This is a genomic window from Flavobacterium psychrophilum DSM 3660 = ATCC 49418, from assembly GCF_002217405.1.
Taxonomy (GTDB): domain Bacteria; phylum Bacteroidota; class Bacteroidia; order Flavobacteriales; family Flavobacteriaceae; genus Flavobacterium; species Flavobacterium psychrophilum.
In genome coordinates, this window is the sequence record NZ_MUHE01000032.1 from 1 (window position 1) to 22,266 (window position 22,266).

Below are 22,266 nucleotides of genomic sequence, written 5' to 3' on the forward strand. Positions count from 1 at the left end.
AAACTTTAAATGGTATAAAACAACATGTTTTTTGCTTACTATACAATTGTTTTTAATAGGTATGAAAAAAAATAATTGTATATTATATATTATGTAATATATTTGCACTATAATTTTGTTTTTATCACTTTTAAGTGGTTAAACATCGTAAAAACAATTTTTTTTCCCTTAAATTATGAAAAAAATACTAAATCTTTGTTTCTTCTTACTTGCTGTAAACCTACTACAAGCTCAGCAAGTACCACCACCAGGGCTTTGTGGGCAACCCAAACATCCCGAATTTCCAAAAACACCAACTACGCCATCAGCCAATCGTTCGGTAAAAGTAGTTTATGCTGCGCAGCCAGCTGATGTTGCAGTAACGGTAGAAAGTGTGCATAGTGTAACGGCAACTTGGAAAACCTCGTCATTTGATTCCTTTTCGATAGGTACAAGCGCTACGGCAGGTACAGACCCTGCTACTCGTAATATTAAGTATTCACAAGGACTTAATACCTCAGACAAAACCATTTATGGTTATAGTTATGAGGAGTTGCGCCAATGGGCAGCCTCTCCAACTAATCCAGCGGTACCAGGCGGTATAACATTTGCCTTGGGACAATCTTTTTATATACATTTATATAACGGACCTACAGACTATGTTTGTGGGCCTTACCAATTTAACTGGACAAATTTAGGCGCAGCTGGCAATGTAGTAACCCCGGTGGTCGAGACTGCTTTTGGTCTTAATGGGGCAGGTCCTTTTGCTGTTTGGCAAGCTAACAATATGAAAGATTTTTATGATAAAGTAGTACCTTTAATAGCCCAAATATACGGACCAGCCGCACATAATTATACTGTTGGTGTAGTTAATGATGCCAACTCTGTGGGTATGAATATGTTTATGAATGGTCCTAACTGGATTTATTCTTCTTATAATGCCAATGGGTTTGGCAAAATGTCACAACCTCGCTTAATGGTGCATGAGCTTATACACGGCTGGCGAGACAACGTGTGTGTTTCTATGAATAATCTATGGCATTACGAACCCACTTTAAGTGGTTTTGAAGAAGGTATGACCGAAGCCGCTGCCCAAATAGTAATGGATAAATTTACTACACTATATCCCAGTTATTTTACAGCAGCAGATTTAGGTTATTTAAACAAACGTTGGGGTAACCAAGAAGGTTATGCCTTTGATTGGGATTACGATTTTCAGAATCACCAACAACTTACCAATGCCAACTTTATGTCTAGCGATATAGGGATAGGCGCCCATTGGGAACGTTATGGTACGGCGTCTGCTGTTTTTTACAAAATGTATATTGAGGATAATAACTTCTTTAAAAAATTTAATGCCGAGTATTATACCAGATTAAATGTAGCACAATCTAATCCTAATACTTATACTAGGACAGATTTTGTTAATATATTACAAACGGTATTACCAAAAGTAGAAGAGGAACCAATGGCTACTTGGGTGGCTAAACAACGTATTTTAGATTGTAAAGTAGTACCAGGTAAAAAAGTACACATGCTTACTTTTAATGGACAAGACGGACCACGAGATATGGGGCATGACAACCGCATAAATGCTATAGAAACCCAAAACAACATTTACGGAGATGAATGGTCTTGGGATGTCCTAAATGGTGCAGGAGCTTTGCAACAACGTTGGTTTCATCAGCTTAATAATTTATCAGGACAATTAATAATAAAAGATTATTCAGGCGCTACAACCAATACTACTAATTTTCGTAATAATGACATGTTATATGGTGGTCCACACCAAGGAGCTTGTATAACTCCAAACTTTAATGGACCAGGTGTTTGTTTTCCTACAGGTATAGATGGGCATAGTATATACACCACCTCTGCAGATCCAGCAATAAACAATGGAGGCATAAACGACGGGCAATGGTATGTAGGTTTAGGTCGTCCTGCCAACGGTTATGTTTATAAATTGCAAACCGATGGTTTATATACCTATAATATAAGTTTTACAGATGGTGGTACTTTCTCAGACAAATATTACCGTTTGCATGGTAATAGTTTTATTGCCAAAGATGGTATGTATGCAGGGGTACGTAACAATGCAGATACCCCAGTAACAGGAAAAATTTATGCCGAACAAAAAAATAAAATTACCCCAACATTAGGCGAAGAGCCTTCTGTGGTCATAGGTGTTCGTGGTAGTTTGCAGGCATCACGTAAATGGGCATCACAACCAGAATTGACTGCGTCACTTAATGGTGGTCGTACAGATACACGCTATGCTAAACCAGGTAAAGTGCATATTATTTATGTTCCTACAGACTGTACACAACCTCAAAAAATAGATTTTCGTAATATCGCTTATGGTAGTACATTATCTGGTGTCGAAATGTTTTTATTAAATGTCGATGAGTTTGAAAATATTGTTTACACAGAGACTATGCCAACTACCGTATGTCAAAATGCTACGGCAACTTTTACGGCAGCCAATAACTGGCCTTACTACTTAGACGATGATAGTCGTATAACTTATCAATGGCAAAAAAATGCAGTAAATATTCCTGGTGCAACTAGTAAAATTTATACTATTACCAATGCGCAACCTACAGACGCTGCCACCTATACACTTGTTATTAATTCTTTTGGTTGTACTATAACACGTACGGCAACTATGGCAGTAGTTCCTGCAATAGTGCTAGATCCACAAGTGGTTACACCACAAAATGTATGTCTAGGTGGTACTATAAATCTTAATGTTACAGGTACGGTTACTAATCCTTTGCCTACGGGTACAACTTTTGCTTGGACAGGACCTAATAGTTTTACTAGTACATTGCAAAACCCTACAAAAACAAACGCAATACTTACAGATTCGGGTGCATATACGGTAACTTGTACTGTAAAAGCCTGCGACGGTATAACCGATATAATAAAAACAGCTACAATAAATGTTAATGTAAACCCAATAAACACACCTGCAATTTCTTGTGGTATAGCCACTACTAGTTCTGTTCCATTTAATTGGGCTGCAGTAAATACAGCAACAGCTTATAGCGTTTCATACCAAGTTAATTCTGGACCAACACAAAATATAGGTAATATAAACAATGTATTAACCTATACTGTAAATTCATTAGCTGCAAATGATAGTGTAACAATGACTCTTACTCCAACAGGACCAGCAGGTACCTGTTTTGTACCAGCAGTATTTACTTGTCAGGCAAATCCAGCACCTGTTTGTACTCCGCCAACTGCTACTGTTGTAAGTAGCACTGTTATTATTACCTGTGCTAGTCCAACTGTAACACTAGATGGTACAGGATCTACCACAGGCGCAACGATTAGTTATAAATGGACAGGGCCAGGAGTAATTACCAATGATACTAGCTTAACCCCAACTGTAAATGCAGCAGGTACTTATACTTTACGTGTTTCCAATAGTGCAGGAGGTGGTTGTTTTAAAGATGCTACCGTAACTGTAACAGCAAACACTACCGCACCTACTGCTACTGCTGGTACAGCACAAACCCTTACTTGTACTATTCCTACTGTAACTTTAGGTGGAACAACTACTTCTACAGGAACTAATTTTACACACAGCTGGAGCAATGGTACTACAACGGTAGGAACTACGCCTACAATAACGGTAAGCACAGCAGGTACTTATACCTTAACGGTAACTAACACCTCTAACGGATGTACAAGCACCAATAGCGTAATAGTAACCGTAGATAAAACCGCACCTACTGCTACTGCTGGTACAGCACAAACCCTTACTTGTACTATCCCTACTGTAACTTTAGGTGGAACAACTACTTCTACAGGAACTAATTTCACCTATGACTGGAGCAATGGAACTACAACTGTAGGAACTACGGCAACCTTACCAAATGTAACCACTGCCGGTACCTATACCCTTACCGTAACCAATACTGCTAATGGTTGTACTAGCACCTCTAGCGTTTTAGTAACCGTAGATAAAACCGCACCAATTGCCAATGCTGGTGATGATACCGTAATTACTTGTGCTAATCCCATAATTTCTTTAGGTGGTGCAAGTACATTAACAGGGGTTTCCTATATTTGGAAACGCGCAACTATAATAGTTGGCCAAACAGCAATACTAACCAATGTAACTATCCCAGGGATATATGTATTAACCGTAAAAAATAATATTACGGGTTGTACAGCTACCGATAGTGTAATTGTAACACAAAATATTAATTTACCACAAGTAGTAGTAAATCATGTATCAGATAATAATTATAGTTTACAAATAACTGGAGGGCAAGCCCCATATATTTATAGTATTTCTAACGGAATAATTATTAATAATTATAATTTTACGATAAAAGATTCTGATTATTACACTATAAATGTAAAAGATGCCAAAGGCTGTACCACCGAAATAACAGTATATTTAAAAGCATTAGATATTGAAATTCCAGATTACTTTACACCAAATGGTGATGGTAACAATGATACTTGGTATCCTTTGCGTACACAAAAATACCCTAACATGGAAGTATTAATTTTTGATAGATATCAACGAGAAATTGTTAGATTAAAAGGCAATACAATACAAGGATGGGATGGTAATTACAATAATAACCCACTTCCATCTGGTGATTATTGGTATGTTATCAAGTTAAATGACGAAAAAAATAGTAAAGAAATTTTAGGAGGCGTAACCCTAGTTAGATAATAAAAAAAAAAATGAAAAAAATACTGTATATACTATTGGCTTGTGTGGCAATACCCTCTTTTTCACAAGAGATGCGTCTGTCGCCATCAAGCCAATATTTGGCCGATAACCCTTATGTAGTAGCACCCGCATTTGCAGGAATTGGTACTTATTTTCAATTACGAGGCAGTGCCGCTTTTCAATGGGTTGGTGTAAAAGATGCACCGCAAACACAAACACTTTCTTTTGATGCTCGTGTGGCAAGTAAGTCTGCGATTGGTATTGTCTTGTATAATGACAAAAACAGAAATACCTATCAAAAAGGAGGTCAAATAACTTATGCGCATCATTTAATTTTAGATGAATATTCTGATCAATATTTATCTTTCGGATTATCTTATAAGTTTAATAGTTTTAATATCGATGTGGCAAATTTGGCAAATGCTAGCGCAGATCCTGCTATTGCCAATTACAAATCGACCTTAAATTCTAACTTTGACGTAGGCCTTTTATATCGATATAAAAAAGCATTTATTAGTTTTAATGTAGTGAATATTTTAGATAAAAAGGTAGAAGTACCTGCTATTAATGAGCCTGTAAAACTTAGAAATTATTATTTATACACAGGATATGTTTTTAAAAATGAGTTTCAAGAATATGAGATAGAACCCTCTCTTTTTTATCAATTATTTGAATCAGACAAAAGATCTGGACTAGATGCAAATTTAAAATTCAAAAAATTTTATGGTTCTAATTTTTTATGGGCAGGCTTAAGTGTGCGTCTTTTAGGAGACCAATCTTTTAAACCCAATGCAGTTATACCAATGTTAGGTTTTAAAAAAGACATCTTTTATTTAGGTTATTCTTATAGTTACGGATTAAACGGATTAGAATTAAACCAATCTGGTACCCATGTAATAACCCTAGGGTTAGATTTTAAAGGAAGGCGAAACGATTGTAAGTGCACTTACTAATCAAGATAATTGTTTTTTACATACAGGCTGTCCTATTTGGGGCAGCCTGTAGTGTATAAGGCAAATAGTATGTATGCAAATAAAAACTAGTCCGATAAATTAAGCCAAAAAAAAGATTTTGAACAGAATTTCTTTGCATCTACCGCACTCTTTCATTCGCTTTAAAAAGTTTTGTTTTAGGATTAAATAATTCTGCATTTGTATTTAAAGCTATTTTTTTTTAAGAACAGACAAACTAATGTAAAATTATTTATCACCATCTTCTAACTTCTAAATAGCTGTATATTAAATAAATTCGTAATTTTTAACTATATATTAACAATTGGAGTGTAACAAAAAACGCATTAATTCGTCAAATTTGTAACTCTTGAAACTGAAAATATAAAAGTAATGATTACAAAAAAAATACTCACGCTATTGGTCTTTCTATTGGTCTTTGCAACAAATTTTGCCCAAGATAGGTTTACAATCTCAGGAATAATTTCTGATGCAAAAAATAACGAAACACTTATAGGCGTAAATATTTCTTCAAAAAACACAAAAGCTTTTGCTGTTACAAACGAATACGGATTTTATTCACTCACACTTCCTAAAGGAGATTATCAAATTGCCATTAGCTATGTAGGTTTTCAAAAAATTGAAGAAACAATTTCCTTAACCCAAAATATTAAAAAAAATTATAGTCTATCAGATTCAGAGCAACAATTAGAAGAAGTTGTTATCACCGAAAAAACAAAATCTAACATTCGTAAACCAGAAATGAGTGTCAATAAATTATCTATTGCAACCATCAAGCAAATGCCAGTTGTTTTAGGAGAGGTAGATGTGCTAAAAGCTATTTTATTGCTCCCAGGAGTTACAAATGCAGGGGAAGGGCAATCAGGTTTTAATGTTCGTGGTGGTGGTGCAGATCAGAATTTGATACTACTAGATGAAGCGACCATTTTTAATTCTTCTCACGTATTTGGTTTTTTTTCCGTATTTAATCCTGATGCCATAAAAGATTTAAAATTATATAAAGGAGGAATACCAGCACGTTTTGGCGGCAGAGCATCATCGGTTTTAGATATTTATCAGAAAGACGGAAATAGTAAAAATTTTCATGTAAATGGAGGAATAGGACTCATCTCTAGTCGCCTTCTTGCCGAAGGGCCTATTGTAAAAGACAAAGGTTCCTTTCTTATAGGTGGTCGTGCTTCGTATGCGCATTTATTTCTGAAATTAACAGACAATAAAAATGTCGCTTACTTTTATGATTTAAATACAAAACTGAATTATAAGCTTAACAAAAACAATAACTTATATGTTTCTGGATATTTCGGACGTGATGTTTTTTCCTTAAATAAAACTTTTACAAATACTTACGGAAATTCGACCTTAAACTTGCGTTGGAATCATTTATATTCCGACAAACTATTTTCAAATTTATCGATGATTTATAGTGATTATTATTACGGATTAACATTAGATTTTGTGGGCTTTAACTGGAATTCAGGCATTAAAAATTATAATCTTAAATATGATTTTAAATACTATTTGTCAGATAAAATAAAACTAAATTATGGAGCTAATGGTATTTATTACAATTTTAATCCAGGAACAATAGAACCTGTAAATTCTCAATCAGGCATAAATTACAAACAATTAGAAAAAAAATATGCTTTCGAACCTGCTTTATATATAGATGCTGAGCAGAAAATAACCAATAACTTATCTGTAAATTATGGTTTGCGTTATAGTATGTTTTATCGCTTAGGAAATTCGACAGTTAATCTTTACGAGAATAACCAACCCGTATTTTATGATTCAGATTTAAAAATTTATGAAAAAGCAAAGCCTATTGGTACAGAATATTTTGGCAAAAATAAAACCATTGCTAGCTTTAATAATCTCGAACCTCGTTTTTCTGTAGCTTATGAATTAAACAATAACCAATCGGTAAAAGCAAGTTACAATAGAATGGTACAATATTTACAACTTATTTCAAATACAGCCTCACCAACTCCTCTAGATGTTTGGACACCTAGTGACAACTATATAAAACCTCAAATTGCAGACCAAGTAGCTATAGGTTATTTTAATAATTTTAGTGACGATAAATATTCTGTCGAAATTGAAAGCTTTTATAAAAAAATACAAAACAGAATAGATTATATAGACGGTGCTGATCTGATTGCAAATGAAGCGATCGAACAAGTCATTCTAAATGGCAGAATGCGTTCCTATGGTTTAGAATTTATGATTCGAAAAAACACAGGAAAACTAAATGGTTGGATTGCCTATACGATTTCAAAATCACAGCAACAAACACCAGGAAGAACACTAAATGAAGTAGGTATAAATAACGGTGATTGGTATCGCTCTGCTTATGACAAACTGCATAATCTAGCTGTTACAAGCACTTATAATTTGAATAAGAAATGGACTTTCGGTGCTAATTTTACGCTACAAACGGGTCAGCCAGTAACCTATCCTAATGGGCAATATGTGTATCAAGGCATTACAATTCCTAGTTACGAATTAAGAAATAAAAATAGTTTGCCAACCTATCATCATTTAGATATTTCAGCAACTTATACTCCCAAACCAGACAAAAAGAGAGGAAGACAAAGCGAATGGGTTTTTAGTATTTATAATATTTATGCTCGAAAAAATGCAGCATCTATAAGCTTTCGCCAAAATGCCGATTCAGGAAATACCGAAGCAATAAAACTATCAATCTTCGGAATTGTACCCTCGGTTTCTTATAATTTCAAATTCTAAAAATATGAAGACAATATCAAATTATTTATTTATAATTATAGTTACACTTTTTCTAACAAGTTGTGAAACCCCTATCGATGTTTCTCTAGATACTGCAAACCCTAAACTCGTTATAGACGCAGTTATAAAATGGCAAAAAGGAACTTCAGGAAACGAACAAAAAATAAAACTAACCACAACAACTAATTTTTATGCTAATACAATTCCAATAGTTTCAGGAGCAACAGTTTATATAACAAATAGTACAAATGCGGTTTTCAATTTTATCGAAATGCCAAATACAGGCGAATATCTTTGTACTAACTTTGTTCCTGTTATAAATGAAAATTATACATTAACAGTAATAAATAACGGGCAAACTTATAAGGCAACAGATAAATTATTAGCCACACCAGATATAGATAATATAAGTCAAATAGCTGTTCCGGGAGTTGGAGGAGCAAATCTAATTCAAGTAAAATTTTTTTACCAAGACAATGGTTTAGAAGATAATTTCTATTTAATTGGTTTTAAAAATAGTACCAAAGCATTTGGAGAATTTGGCGTTGTAAAAGATCGCTTTTTTCAGGGAAATCAAATGTTTGGTTTTTATTCAAACGATAAATTAAAAGCAGGAAATAAACTCAATGTTTACCTGCAAGGTATCTCCGAGCGCTATAATAATTATATGGAAAAACTACTTAATATTGCTGCTACCGATGGTGGAAATCCCTTTTCAACACCACCAGCAACCTTAAGAGGAAATATAATAAACCAAACAAACGAAGATAATTTTGCACTAGGATATTTTAGTTTAGGAGAAGTAGATACCGATATTTACACGGTTCAGTAGCAAAAAACTTCCCTATAAAAACCTACAGAAGATATTTTGCAATTATTAAAAATACAAATAGTCTTTTTTTTACCTTTGAAAAAAAATATAGATATGTACAAAATAATAGCGAAACTAAACAAAATTATTCTTCCTAGTTTTAGCAAACAACGATTAGATTTAGCTAAAGCTAAAAAATGGCAAATGGCAATAATTGGTTATCGTTATTTTGTAACTAAAAAAGCATTAGAGTCCTAAAAAAAAAAAATATTTTTTTTTATATTTTAGTTGCAAATTTAATATTTATAACTATCTTTGCACTCACAAAAACGGCCTCGTGGCGCAACTGAATAGCGCACTTGATTACGGCTCAAGAGGTTACTGGTTTGAATCCAGTCGAGGTCACAAAAGCTCATCATTATGATGGGCTTTTTTTTTATTAAATTCACTAAAAATGGCTACCGAATTTATTTACGACAAAGAATACAACAACATTACATTCTCTCAATACGAGATCTCGCAAAAAGAATACGAAAACTGTGTGTTTAATCATTGCGATCTTACAGCATGTAACTTTACAGGAACGGTTTTTGTAGATTGTACTTTCAGTTTTTGTAACTTTAAAGATGCAAAAATTGGTCACGTAGGTTTGCGAAATGTGCAATTTAACGATTGTAATTTTATCGCTGTAAATTTTGCGATGACGGATCAAATTATATATGAATTTAATTTTAAAAATTGCAAATTAGATTATGTTCAGTTCTATGATTTAAAACTACGAGGAATATCATTTATAGATTGTAGTATGGTTGCTGTCGATTTTATGCAGTCAGACTTAACCGAAGCCTTATTTGATAATTGTAACTTACACTTAGCGGTTTTTAGTGATGCTATAGCTAATAAAACAGATTTTTATTCTAGTTATTTCTTTTCGATAGATCCTGAAAAAACGAGGTTGAAAAAAGCAGTTTTTTCTCAAGAAAATATAAAAGGGCTGTTAGATAAATATGAAATCATAATTAAATAGTCACTCTAAAAATCTAAATAAAACCTTTGTGTAAGCACAAATATTAAAATGCTGTTTATACCATTTTAACTTAAAAAAATACTGTAATATTTGGTGCATATATTGTCATCTTAGGATGCTGGGGTAGTGTCTTAAAAATTGTGTAAAGTTAAAAACTTATAAATTTAAATTACAAAAAAAAAACGTTCACCATTGGCGAACGCTTTTTAAAATATAAAAAAATCTAATTATTTTTTCTCAATCCACTTCTTAGCATTTACAAAAGCTTCATGCCAAGGCGAAACTTCGTCTTTTTTATCAGTTGGATAATTTGCCCAGTTCCAAGGGAAAGTAGAACGTTCTATATGTGGCATCATTACTAAATGACGACCAGTTATATCGCACATCATGGCTGTATTATAGTCTGAACCATTAGGATTTGCTGGGTAGCTTTTGTAGCCATATTTTCCTACAATATTGTAGTTTTCTTCTGCTTCGGGTAAATTAAATTTTCCTTCTCCATGAGAAACCCAAACGCCTAAAGTCGCACCTTCTAAAGTAGAAAGCATCACCGAATTATTTTTTTGTACCGTCACCGAAGTAAAAATACTTTCGTGTTTTTGCGAATTGTTATGCAACATTTTTCCATGTACTTTGTGTTCTGGATTTACGAGTTCTAATTCCATAAACAATTGGCAACCGTTACAAATTCCAACAGAAAGTGTATCTTCTCTTTTGAAGAAGTTTTTTAAGGCTGTATTTGCTTTTTCATTATATAAAAATGCACCAGCCCAACCTTTGGCAGAACCCAAAACATCTGAATTTGAGAATCCACCCACAGCACCAATAAACTGAATATCTTCTAAAGTTTCACGACCTGAAATTAAATCGGTCATGTGCACATCTTTTACATCAAAACCTGCTAAATACATAGCATTTGCCATTTCACGTTCAGAATTACTTCCTTTTTCACGAATAATGGCAGCTTTTGGTCTTGGTTTCGAATGGTCTAAAATGGGTGCTTTCCCGTCAAAATGTGAAGGAAAAGTATAAGTAAGTGGTTGTTTTTTATAATTATCGTAACGTTCCTGAGCCATTCCGTTTTTAGATTGTTTAGTATCTAAAAGGAATGAAGTTTTAAACCAAATATCTCTGTATTTACTTACGTCGAAAGTTGCATGTGTAAGGTCTAAAGTTTCGGTCGAAGTAACTGAACCAATTTTGTAGAAATTAACATTGCTTTCTTTTAATTTTGCTTCGACGGTTTGGTCATTTTTAGCTTGAAATACGATTCCAATATTTTCAGAAAATAAAATTTTAATTAAATCTTTTTCTTCAAAAGAATCGAATGAAATTTTAGCGCCTAAATTTACATCGGCAAAACACATTTCAAGTAAGGTAGTAATTAATCCGCCACTTCCAATATCGTGACCTGCAACTATTTGTCTGTCTTTTATTAAATCTTGAATGGTATTAAACGCATTTTTGAAAAACGAAGCATCTTTAATAGTAGGTGCTTCAGTTCCTATTTTGTTTAATGTTTGAGCAAACGAAGATCCACCTAATTTAAAACCATCTTGCGATAAATTGATATAATAAATAGCACCTGCATTGTGTTGTAAAACGGGTTCTACTACTTTTGTAATATTAGTGCAATTTCCTGCGGCCGAAATAATAACCGTTCCAGGCGCAATTACTTCATCATTTGGATATTTTTGCTTCATCGAAAGGGAATCTTTTCCTGTTGGGATATTGATTCCTAATTCGATAGCAAAATCCGAACAACTTTTTACTGCGGCATATAATCGTGCATCTTCACCTTCATTTTTACAAGCCCACATCCAGTTTGCCGAAAGTGAAATTCCGTTTAAACCATCTTTAATTGGAGCCCAAATTATATTAGACAATGATTCTGCAATAGCTGTTCTTGTTCCCGCAACGGGATCTATTAATGAGGCTATTGGCGAATGCCCTATAGATGTTGCAATTCCTTCTTTTCCTTGGTAATCTAAAGCCATGACACCACAATTATTTAATGGTAATTGTAATGGTCCTGCACATTGTTGTTTGGCTACTTTTCCTCCTACACAACGGTCTACTTTATTGGTTAACCAATCTTTACAAGCGACTGCTTCTAGTTGTAAAACTTGTTCTAAATAGGTAGCAATATTTTTTGTTGAATAGTCTAATTCTGAATATTTTCTGTTAATGGTTTTATCGTTCATGACCACTTTTGGAGAACTTCCGAAGAAATCGTCTAAAGCATAATCCATAGGTTTAGCACCAGTAGATTTAGATTTGAATGTAAAACGATGATCGGCAGTAACATCACCAACTTGGTACATAGGTGATCGTTCTCTATCGGCAATTCGTTGTAAAATATCAATATCTTTTGTACCAATAACCAATCCCATTCTTTCTTGCGATTCGTTACCAATGATTTCTTTGGCAGATAGGGTAGGGTCTCCAATTGGTAATTTATCTAAATCGATTAAGCCACCAGTTTCTTCTACCAATTCTGAAAGACAGTTTAAATGCCCTCCAGCGCCGTGATCGTGAATAGAAACAATTGGGTTGTTATCACTTTCTACCAAACCACGAATGGCATTGGCGGCACGTTTTTGCATTTCTGGGTTAGAACGTTGAATAGCGTTTAATTCGATTCCAGTACTAAATGCACCAGTATCTGCAGATGAAACTGCTGCACCACCCATTCCGATTCTGTAATTTTCGCCACCAAGAATTACGATTTTATCGCCTTCTTGGGGTTTTTTCTTAATCGCTTGGTCTAGTTTTCCGTATCCAATTCCGCCAGCTTGCATAATTACTTTGTCGAAACCTAATTTGCGTGCTTCTTCTTCGTGTTCGAAAGTTAATATAGAACCTGTAATTAGTGGCTGACCAAATTTGTTTCCAAAATCAGAAGCTCCGTTAGATGCTTTTATCAAAATATCCATTGGTGTTTGGTATAACCAAGGTCTTTCGTTCATGGCATTTTCCCAAGGTCTTGTTTCTTCTAATCTGGAATAAGAAGTCATGTAAACTGCAGTTCCTGCTAATGGTAAAGAGCCTTGTCCTCCTGCTAATCGGTCACGAATTTCTCCTCCAGATCCTGTTGCAGCACCATTGAAGGGTTCGACAGTAGTAGGAAAGTTGTGTGTTTCTGCTTTTACAGAAATAACCGAATCGAATTCTTTAATTTCGTAAAAATCAGGTTTGTCTGCTGTTTTTGGTGCAAATTGCTGCACACGAGGTCCTTTTACAAAAGCCACATTATCTTTATAGGCAGAAATAATTCCGTTTGGATTTTCTGACGATGTTTTTTTAATTAATTTGAATAAGGAAGTAGGCATTTCTTCTCCATCGATAACAAAAGTTCCGTTGAAAATTTTGTGACGACAGTGCTCCGAATTGGCTTGTGAGAAAGCAAAAACTTCTGAATCTGTTAATTTTCTGTCTAATTTTACAGATAAATTATTTAAATAATCTACTTCTTCTTGGCTTAGTGCCAAACCTTCTTGTTTGTTGTAAGCGGCGATGTCATCAATATTCAAAATAGGTTCTGGTTGAATATTAATCGTATAAATATCTTGATTTAGTTCGGGATACTTTTGTGAAAGCATTGGGTCGAAATGGGTAAAATCATTTGAAACTTTTTCAAATTCTTCGATTCGGATAATTCCTAAAATTCCCATGTTTTGGGTAATTTCTACCGCATTTGTGCTCCAAGGGGTTACCATAGTGGCACGGGGACCAACAAAAAAATCCGACAAGACGGATTTTTCTATTTTATGTGCGCTACTAAATAGCCAGTTTAATTTGTTGATGTCTTCTGCTGATAGTTCGTTTTGCGTCTGAACTGCAAAAACCGTATTGGTTTGATTACCGAAGAAATGAATCATTGTATGTGATTTTGTGTGTTGTTGTTTGAAATGCAAATTTAATGATTTCAGATTTAATTTTGCATAAAAAAAAGCGACATTTCTGTCGCTTTATTATTTTTAGTTAATTACTATTTTTTTAGTAATCGATTTCGAATTTTTACTGACCTTAACTAGGTATATTCCTTGTTGAAGATTAGATATTGTTATATTTGAATTGTTTGTTTCTTTTTGTTCAAATATTTTCTGTCCGATTGCAGAAAATATTTCTACAGAATAGTTTCCGTAATCTTCAAAATCGATGTTAAATTTACCGTTTGAGGGGTTAGGATATATTTTGAAATTGGTAGTACTTAATTCTTTAATATTTAATGTTGCATCTCCAAGACCGTCGCAGGTATTAGTTGGTAATACAACCCATTCTGTGGTTTTATTGAAAGCTGTATTGGGAGCAGTAACTGATGATTTACGTCTTAAAGTTTCATCTATCGAAAAATTAGCTGCGCCACCATTTAAAACACCAATGATGTCTATTAAAGTTCCGCTTTTGAATAATCCTACAGGATCATTTCCGTTAAAAGTCATTTCTGTAGCTGCGGTAGATAAATTAGCTGTTCTGCTTGGTGTGCAAGGTGAAGCTGTTAAGCTGTTTGTGATGAAATAAACACTTCCGTCATCTATATTACCACTTAACGATAATCCGCTACTCCAAGTACCAGTGCCATTAGTTTGTTTCTTAATAGAATAAGCAGATAAGTCTATTGGTGATCCTGTTATGTTTATAATTTCTAAAGCTTTATTGTTACTTGTTCCTTCTACATATTCTGAGAAAAAAAGTTCTGAAGCAGTTCCAACTACAGCAGCAGCAGTGGTTGGATTTATAATATTAGAAGCTGAAGAAATATTTCCTTGGCAATCTTTAGCTACTGCATATATAGAATAAGAAGTTATTGGGTTTAATCCATTTAAAATAATTGAAGTTCCACCACCACTTGAAGCATATTTTACTCCATTTACATAAACATCATAATTAGTGACTCCTGTATTGTCTGTGCTTAGGTTCCAGCTTAATGCAATAGATGAAGATGTAATTGTTCCAGCTGTTAGTCCTGTTATTGTAGTAGGTGCTTGGGTATCTGCAGGACAACTTCCTGCTCCCCAAACTGATGCAACATATTCTGGATGATCAATATAAGGATTTCTATTGTTTTGTCTTGCGCATATTGCATTATTTCTAGCAATTTCAAAGGCACTTACGGGGTCATTGTTATTCCAAGTTATAAGCATAGCTAAAAAAGCAGGATCTATAGCTGGATAAGCATTACCACTAAATGCGGCATAAGAATAATTTGACACAGTGTTTTCATATCTAGTTACGAAATAGAAATACATACGAGCAATATCACCTTTGAATTCATCAATTGGTTCAAAAACAGTTCCTGAATATCCAGGAATGCCACTTGAACCTAATTTGCTTCCGTTTTGAGTGGTAATAGTAGCTAAAGCCACATTACCGTGAGGGTAGTTAGACCGTTGTCCATTTACTTTACCATCAGTAGGAGTAATGAAGTGAGCATCGGCAACCATTGGATTTGCAGAATTAAAAATAGATTGAGGAATCATGTGTTCTCGATTATAACAGTCACCTTCAATATTATAATTCCCACAACGTTGCGTTGAACTTGAATTATAGTTATACGGATCAGCAGCAGTTGGAAGTTCTGAATACATATCCATTATCGTTCCGTCATTTTCATAAAAATGGTCAATATCTGAGGTTTGATATGTTACATATAGTCCATTATAATTATTGTTAGTGTGGTCTTTAATGATGTTATATAATCGTGTTTTTAAAATGGCACCTGTACCAGTTGCATTGCTATAATAAGTAGTTAAATTTGATGGGCATTGTGCAAATCCTAAACTAGCACTAAGCAATAATAATAAGTAGATTTTTTTCATGGTAATTAAATTTAATAAAATTGGGTTTGCAAATGTAAATCTAATTTTTTTGATTAAAAAAACCATAATCTCTTTATAGCCTTAACTTTACGATTTAATAACATTAACTCATAAAAAAAAACTAAGCTTTTCTTTCTAACAATGCCATATAAAAACCATCAAAACCAGACTCTGATGCCAGAATTTTTCTGTCTTCAATAAAGGTAAAACTTTTCCCCGTTTCGGTGGTTAAAAATTTCTCTATTTGTTCCTGATTTTCAGAAGGTAAGATAGAGCAAGTGGCATACACTAGTTTTCCTCCTGGTTTTACAATTCTTGAGTAGCTTTCTAGTACTTCTGCTTGAATTTTTTTAATGTTTTCGATAAATTCTGGTTGTAGTTTCCATTTTGCATCTGGATTGCGTTTTAGAACTCCTAATCCGCTACAAGGTGCATCTATAAGAACTCGGTCTGCTTTTTCGGCTAGTTTCTTGATGACTTTTGTAGAATCGATGATTTTATATTCGATATTAAAAGCGCCATTACGTTTGGCACGAAGTTTTAATTGCTTTAATTTACTTTCGTATAAATCCATCGCAATAAGTTGTCCTTTGTTTTCCATCAAAGAAGCCAAATGCAATGTTTTTCCGCCAGCACCAGCACAGGTATCTACGACTCTCATTCCTGGTTTTACATCAAGAAAAGCCGCTACTAATTGAGAATTGGCGTCTTGAACTTCAAAGAATCCTTGTTTGAAGGCATCGGTTAAGAATACATTTGCTCTTTCTTTTAGTACTAAAGCGTCTGGTTGGTCTTTTAATGTATCGGTGTCTATATTCAAATCCATCAAAATGGCACGCAATTTTTCGCGAGTTGTTTTTAATGTATTTGTTCTTAAGATAACTTTTGCGGGTTGGTTTTGTGCGGCAATTTCGGTCGCCCAAATTTTTTCGCCAAGCTCTTTTACCCCTAATGCATCTATCCAATCTGGGATAGATTCTTTGATGGCTCTGGTTTTAGACAATTCGTCGAAACGCCCTTTTATTTTGCGTTCAGGTGTTCCTTCTAATTGTCTCCAATCTGGAATTGTATAACCACGCATAACTGCCCAAGAAGCAAACATTCTCCAGATATTGTCACGATCGAAAGGTTCTTTAACTTCTGCAATTTCGGAATATAATCGTTTCCAACGCACAATTTCGTAGATGGTTTCGGCCACAAACTTGCGATCTGAACTTCCCCAGCGTTTGTCTTTTTTTAAGGCACGCGCTACTACTTTGTCTGCATATTCTCCTTCGTTGAAAATAGCGTTTAATGAATCTATTGTGGTGTAAACTAAATTTCTATGTAATCTCATTTTTCTAAAATTGAGGTGCAAAGGTACGATATATTAGTCAAAAGTCATAAAGTCGAAAGTCGAAAGTCGTAAAGCAGGGAAAAAGGGCTCTAAAAAACAAAATTATATTATGTTTTTCTAATTTTTAGCAACTGAAATAATTGAAATAAGGCCAATACAAAAAAGAGAATCCAAATGTTATTGGATATAAAATTATGAGAAATAATTCCTTGATTAGTAATTTTTTTTAGTAATAAAACGAATAGTAACATTCCAGAAAATGTTCCCATTAATGTTCCTAATATATAAATGTATTTTAAGCTTTTTAGTGAAGAAATATAATTTTCGTTAACCAAAAAAATAGTCCAACCAAGCCAAAATGGAATTTGTGAGAAGTTTAAAGAACTTACTATTAATCCTATAATAAATGGCGGATATATTAAAGAAGTTGCTAAATTATGATGTTTTTTAGCGCTCTGATATTCTGAAGGATAAAAATAAATTGCTATAAAAATTAAAAAAATAATCGAAAATATTGAAATTGATCTTTTAAGTTTAGAATTTAAAATTAGTTTGTTTGCAAAATAAAAAGTGCTAGAAATTACGATTCCTTCGATAATTACAACGCCAAATAAATAATATAGTAATTTGATGAAATTTGATTTATTGTAAATTTCGAAGCCAATAAAATTTAAATAACCTAGCGGTATCGAACCCACGAAACTGATTAGAAACCCGACTATAAAGTTCTTTAAATACTTCATAATTATTAAAAATTGAGTATTTTATTATTTTGTGCTAAATGTAATTTGTATTGATACATTCCTTGCTTATGTGTTAGAAAAGGAACTCCTTTTTTATTGTTTTCGACACTAATTTTGTGCATATAACTAATATGTCTTGCTAATTCTTTCCAAGCAAAAAAAATAGAATGTTTTGGATCATATATGTGAGTTGGTTCGCTTGCAGCACCATTTATTTCTACGATTTGAAAGTTTTTTCCAGCTTCTAATTCAGCAATAGAATTGTACATTATATCCATTCGTCCAAAATAAAAACCATCTATTTGTAAACACATTTCATGGATCACATTAGTCAATTTGTCTGAAATTAGATAACTAGCATCAATAAATTTTGAACCACGAGAATGATTACCAAATGGCACTAAATTTAATTTTTCATCTTTATTTAAAACTTCGTCTAATTTATTTTTATATTCTTTTTCTAAAGTAGCTAACTGTAATTCAAATCTTGTATTTTGCTTTATTAATTCTTTAATTGTTAGTTTTCCATCGCCTGTAACAATTAGAAACTCTTTGGCTACAATTCCTGTAATTTTTCCTTTTTCCTGATTAGGGAATCGTACATAAAAAACACCTATTTCGTTAGGGAATGGTATTAAGTTTTGTATTAAATAATCGAAATTTGCACGACTATTATACTCTTTCAATTCATCAAAAAAGTTCAGTTTTTTAACTGCTGAGCCTCTTAAACCTATGTCTGGTTTTACGATTAGCGGAAAGGTAATATTCGAATTTTTTTTGGCATTTAAAACACCATCGAAAGAAGTTTTTTCTTTGATGAATGCTGTTTTTGGATAATATTTTTGCGGAATCAAATCATAAATTTCCTTTTTACTTTCCATAAAAAAACCTCCATTTTTTATCGTTGGATTTGAGGTGTTAAAAAAGAAAATAGTCTTGCTTTGTAAAGCATAAAATGCCCACAAAAAATTAATTGGAAAATAGACGATTTTCGAAGGCCAATATTCCCAATGGGTAAGCCTATGAAGAAATAATTTCATTAAATTACTATAAATGAATTTGTGAATTCCTGATTTTCTATTATATCATAATGAGTTAATGAAACCTTGTTTTTCTCGATAACAGTTTGTGTGATACTTAAGGTTTTTAATAGGTTATTGCGATTTATAACCAATCCGTTCTCCTTATTATTATCTTCGGTATTTTTATGAAAATGTAGTATGTCTAATTCCGAAATTATCTTTTTTGTTTCTAAGAAATCATAAAACCATTGTTTTCTTTGTTCACGAATTGCAAACGAATACAGGGTTGATGATGACCAAATATGATTTTTTTTTGTATCTAATTCGGTCATTTCTTTTTCTAATTCATTCCATTGTAATTGATATAATTTTTGATTTTCAAAAACAACCAAAGTAAATGGTTCTATAGTATTGAGGTCTATTTCTTGCCAAGATAAAATTACTGATTTCGAACTCATTAAATCTAAAACAATCAATCCACGACTTTTTCGGTAATTATCTTTTATTTCGTGTTTTTCTTTAGCACCATTTAGCAAAATTATAATATGTGCTTTATCATCTATGGCATACCATGTTCCACCTGCTTTTTGGTCTTTTGGAAAAAATATTTTTTTGTCATTTATCAAACAAATTTTGGGTTCGATAGCTTTTTCCCGAGCTACATTTTCATCTCTGTTTGATGTAAAGATATATTTGCCGTTACTATTTATAAAACTTACTGTGCACATTGTTTTTTATATTCGATAGTTGATGGTGCAATCCCGAAATTTTCTGTAACTTTTATGTTTTCTAATTGAAAAACCGCTACTTTTATAAGTGCTTGATGGTGTATGCAATGCTCTAAATTGTACAATAATTCTCTGAAATAATTGGTTTGTATAGACACCTGATTTTCATAAAGCATCTGATTTAAAGCTATGTTTTTGTTCTCTCTTTCGATAGAATTGATAATGTTTTCTATCGTTTGAATGGCAAAATTAGTATCTGTTTGAATTAAATTATTTCTTTGTCGGTCATCATAATTTAACAAACCAGATTTGTACGAATTTAGCAAACATTGAAACATCTCGATAATATGTCTAGAATGTTCGCCAATAGAAGAATTGCCTAAATATAAGATTGGCAAGACAAAATCTTCGTTAGATAATTGGTTTATTAAGTCCTTTAATTTTTCTAAAGTATCTCTTATAATGATAAAAGTCATAAATTATTTTTTTAGTGCAGTAGCAACAGCTAGTAATAGTTCGTTAGAAATTCTAGTTTTGTAATCTGGACTTATATATTCAAACTCGATTTCATTTTTATCGCTTATTATAAATAATGATGGAACTGGGAGAAAATCATTTTTTACTCCATGTAAAACAGTTTTTAATTTATTCTTTAAACCTTCTGGAATTGCATAAGCAATTCTCAAAGCTTTTATGAAACTTCCTTTATTGTCTGATAATAAAGTATAATTTAATTTGTCTTTGGTAATGGTTTCTCTTAGCGATTCTGGAGAATCTGGACTTACAGCTATGATCTGATACCCCATTTCGATTAGTTTTTCTTCAGCTTCAGCTAATGCGCTTAAATGCAAATTGCAATAAGGACACCAGCCTCCTCTGTATACTACGAGAATTGTTTTTTTTGATTTTGTAAAATCCTCAAATTTTACAGCTTTACCATCGATAGTTTGAAGGATCGATGACGGAATTTTTTGGCCAATAAGTAACGGAGAAATTTCTGTTTCCAATTTTGGCAAATCAGTTTGTGCGCTTATGGCAAGACTAAAAAAGGATACAACAAGATAAATTAACTTTTTCATATTTTTATATTTATTTACACAAAGTTAAGGCGTTTGAAAAGGTAATATTGTCGGTTAGTTTACATCTTAGTTAAATTTTATATTTTTTTAAAATCTAGGATTGTTATTTCCTTTCTATTGTATTCGATAATTCCGTTATCTACAAATTCGTTAAGTAATGTTGTGGCAGTTTGTCTCGATGTGCAAATAATTTGGGCAATATCATTTTGGGTTAAATAATTTTCGATTGTTACTTTATTATTATTAAAAACGCCTTCTTTTTGAGCCCATTCTTTAAGAAATGTTATTAATCTTGTTTTGGCATCTTTAGAAATTAAATTGGTGTAATTATTTCGCAAGCGTTTCATTTTCAATCCTACAAACTTTGTATATCCGAGTGCTAATTGCGGGTTTCGAAGTATCAAATCTTCAAAATCAGATTGTAAGAAACTGCAAATAGAAACTTCAGGGGTAAGTACTTTAGCATATTCGTTAACTTGAATGTCATTATCTAAAGAAAGTTCTCCAAATAAATCCCCTTTTTGTATAATGTCTTTAATGGTTTCGTTTCCGTCCTCATCTAAAGAAACGATTTTGATGCTTCCTGTTTTTAGGAGAAAAATTCTTGGCAAATCGGAATCTGAAAAATAAATTATTTCTCCTTTATTTGCTTTTTTAAAACCTGAAATTATACATAACTGCTTTGTTTGTGCTAAACTTAAAGTTTTAAATAATTTGTGATCACGGAGATACCAATATTTTAATTCGTTGTACATTTTATCTTTTTTATTTTTTAAATATACATTATTTACGAGAAATTATTCTTTAAAAAATAAAATTTTGTAATCACTAATCCAGCGAATAATAAGAGAGAAACAATAATATTATTTTTATATTAATGTTTTTCTTAAAAATTAACTTTATAACTCAAGCCTAATGTTAGTACTCTGGTAAGTCCATCTGGACGTTCTTTTCTAACAACAAATGGAGATGCGATTGAAGTTTCTAAATAACTTTTTTTATTTAACTTATACGATACAATTAGATTTGAGTTTATAGTAAGTCCGTCAGACCCAACGATTGTTTCACGTTGCCCAAAAATATTAGTAAAATTATCTTCACCCAAATGATAAATAAATAGAAGGTTTGGTTTGAAAGTGAATTTCTCATTAGTGGTTTTTACTTTGTACGTGGTTCTAAATAAAACATCAGATTTTCTTTCAAATAGATTAGTTGTGGCAAATTTATCAGTTAGCAGATACCCATGAGCTACACGAAACGCAAACTAAACGAACAAAAAAGAATATAAAAAAGAAGAAATAAAA

The 22,266-nt window shown here is 32.7% G+C and carries 16 protein-coding genes and 1 tRNA gene; 7 read left to right on the forward strand and 10 right to left on the reverse strand.

What is annotated here, in order from left to right; all coding sequences use genetic code 11:
• Positions 1–175 precede the first annotated feature (175 nt).
• The 7 genes from B0A57_RS09165 (at position 176) to B0A57_RS09195 (ending at position 10,232) form a co-directional block, all read left to right on the forward strand.
• Complete coding sequence (locus B0A57_RS09165) at positions 176–4,678, forward strand: T9SS type B sorting domain-containing protein (RefSeq protein ID WP_089081997.1); 4,503 nt, start codon at positions 176–178, stop codon at positions 4,676–4,678.
• A gap of 11 nt (positions 4,679–4,689) precedes the next feature.
• Positions 4,690–5,631 (forward strand): PorP/SprF family type IX secretion system membrane protein, encoded by a 942-nt coding sequence (locus B0A57_RS09170; protein WP_034097951.1) that lies wholly within the window; start codon positions 4,690–4,692, stop codon positions 5,629–5,631.
• 390 nt (positions 5,632–6,021) lie between these two features.
• A complete protein-coding gene (locus B0A57_RS09175) occupies positions 6,022–8,394 on the forward strand; it encodes a TonB-dependent receptor (RefSeq protein ID WP_034097953.1) in 2,373 nt (790 codons plus the stop codon).
• Between the two features lie 4 nt (positions 8,395–8,398).
• The gene (locus B0A57_RS09180) at positions 8,399–9,226 is read left to right on the forward strand and encodes a DUF4249 domain-containing protein (protein ID WP_011962851.1); all 828 of its coding nucleotides are present in this window, start codon (positions 8,399–8,401) and stop codon (positions 9,224–9,226) included.
• Between the two features lie 93 nt (positions 9,227–9,319).
• Positions 9,320–9,463, forward strand: a complete 144-nt coding sequence (locus tag B0A57_RS09185) for a hypothetical protein (RefSeq protein WP_011962852.1) — start codon at positions 9,320–9,322, stop codon at positions 9,461–9,463.
• Positions 9,464–9,536: 73 nt separating this feature from the next.
• Positions 9,537–9,610 (forward strand) — tRNA-Arg (locus B0A57_RS09190).
• 49 nt (positions 9,611–9,659) lie between these two features.
• Positions 9,660–10,232, forward strand: a complete 573-nt coding sequence (locus tag B0A57_RS09195) for a pentapeptide repeat-containing protein (RefSeq protein ID WP_011962853.1) — start codon at positions 9,660–9,662, stop codon at positions 10,230–10,232.
• A gap of 227 nt (positions 10,233–10,459) precedes the next feature.
• On the opposite strand, the gene purL is transcribed toward B0A57_RS09195, so the two are convergent.
• From purL to B0A57_RS12325, 10 genes are all read right to left on the reverse strand, one after another.
• Positions 10,460–14,113: a phosphoribosylformylglycinamidine synthase gene (gene purL / locus B0A57_RS09200; RefSeq protein WP_034097956.1), complete on the reverse strand. Its 3,654-nt coding sequence runs from the start codon at positions 14,111–14,113 to the stop codon at positions 10,460–10,462.
• A 99-nt stretch (positions 14,114–14,212) separates the two neighbouring features.
• Entirely contained in the window at positions 14,213–16,054 is a 1,842-nt protein-coding gene (locus B0A57_RS09205; RefSeq protein ID WP_038467147.1) for an endonuclease, read from the reverse strand.
• A 121-nt stretch (positions 16,055–16,175) separates the two neighbouring features.
• Positions 16,176–17,390 carry an RsmB/NOP family class I SAM-dependent RNA methyltransferase gene (locus B0A57_RS09210; RefSeq protein ID WP_011962856.1) on the reverse strand — a complete coding sequence of 405 codons (1,215 nt, stop codon included), beginning with the start codon at positions 17,388–17,390 and terminating at the stop codon, positions 16,176–16,178.
• Between the two features lie 107 nt (positions 17,391–17,497).
• Positions 17,498–18,133 (reverse strand): hypothetical protein, encoded by a 636-nt coding sequence (locus tag B0A57_RS09215; RefSeq protein ID WP_038466361.1) that lies wholly within the window; start codon positions 18,131–18,133, stop codon positions 17,498–17,500.
• Between the two features lie 5 nt (positions 18,134–18,138).
• On the reverse strand, positions 18,139–19,014 hold the full coding sequence (locus B0A57_RS09220) for an ATP-grasp domain-containing protein (RefSeq protein ID WP_227029081.1): 876 nt from the start codon (positions 19,012–19,014) through the stop codon (positions 18,139–18,141).
• Positions 19,015–19,172: 158 nt separating this feature from the next.
• A complete protein-coding gene (locus B0A57_RS09225) occupies positions 19,173–19,883 on the reverse strand; it encodes an NRDE family protein (RefSeq protein ID WP_038466364.1) in 711 nt (236 codons plus the stop codon).
• Complete coding sequence (locus B0A57_RS09230; RefSeq protein ID WP_011962860.1) at positions 19,871–20,359, reverse strand: hypothetical protein; 489 nt, start codon at positions 20,357–20,359, stop codon at positions 19,871–19,873. Before B0A57_RS09230 ends, B0A57_RS09225 begins: the two co-directional genes overlap by 13 nt.
• A 3-nt stretch (positions 20,360–20,362) precedes the next feature.
• Positions 20,363–20,962 (reverse strand): peroxiredoxin-like family protein, encoded by a 600-nt coding sequence (locus B0A57_RS09235; RefSeq protein WP_011962861.1) that lies wholly within the window; start codon positions 20,960–20,962, stop codon positions 20,363–20,365.
• A gap of 77 nt (positions 20,963–21,039) precedes the next feature.
• On the reverse strand, positions 21,040–21,717 hold the full coding sequence (locus B0A57_RS09240) for a Crp/Fnr family transcriptional regulator (protein ID WP_011962862.1): 678 nt from the start codon (positions 21,715–21,717) through the stop codon (positions 21,040–21,042).
• Between the two features lie 131 nt (positions 21,718–21,848).
• Positions 21,849–22,067 carry a hypothetical protein gene (locus B0A57_RS12325; RefSeq protein ID WP_176579537.1) on the reverse strand — a complete coding sequence of 73 codons (219 nt, stop codon included), beginning with the start codon at positions 22,065–22,067 and terminating at the stop codon, positions 21,849–21,851.
• Positions 22,068–22,266: the final 199 nt, after the last annotated feature.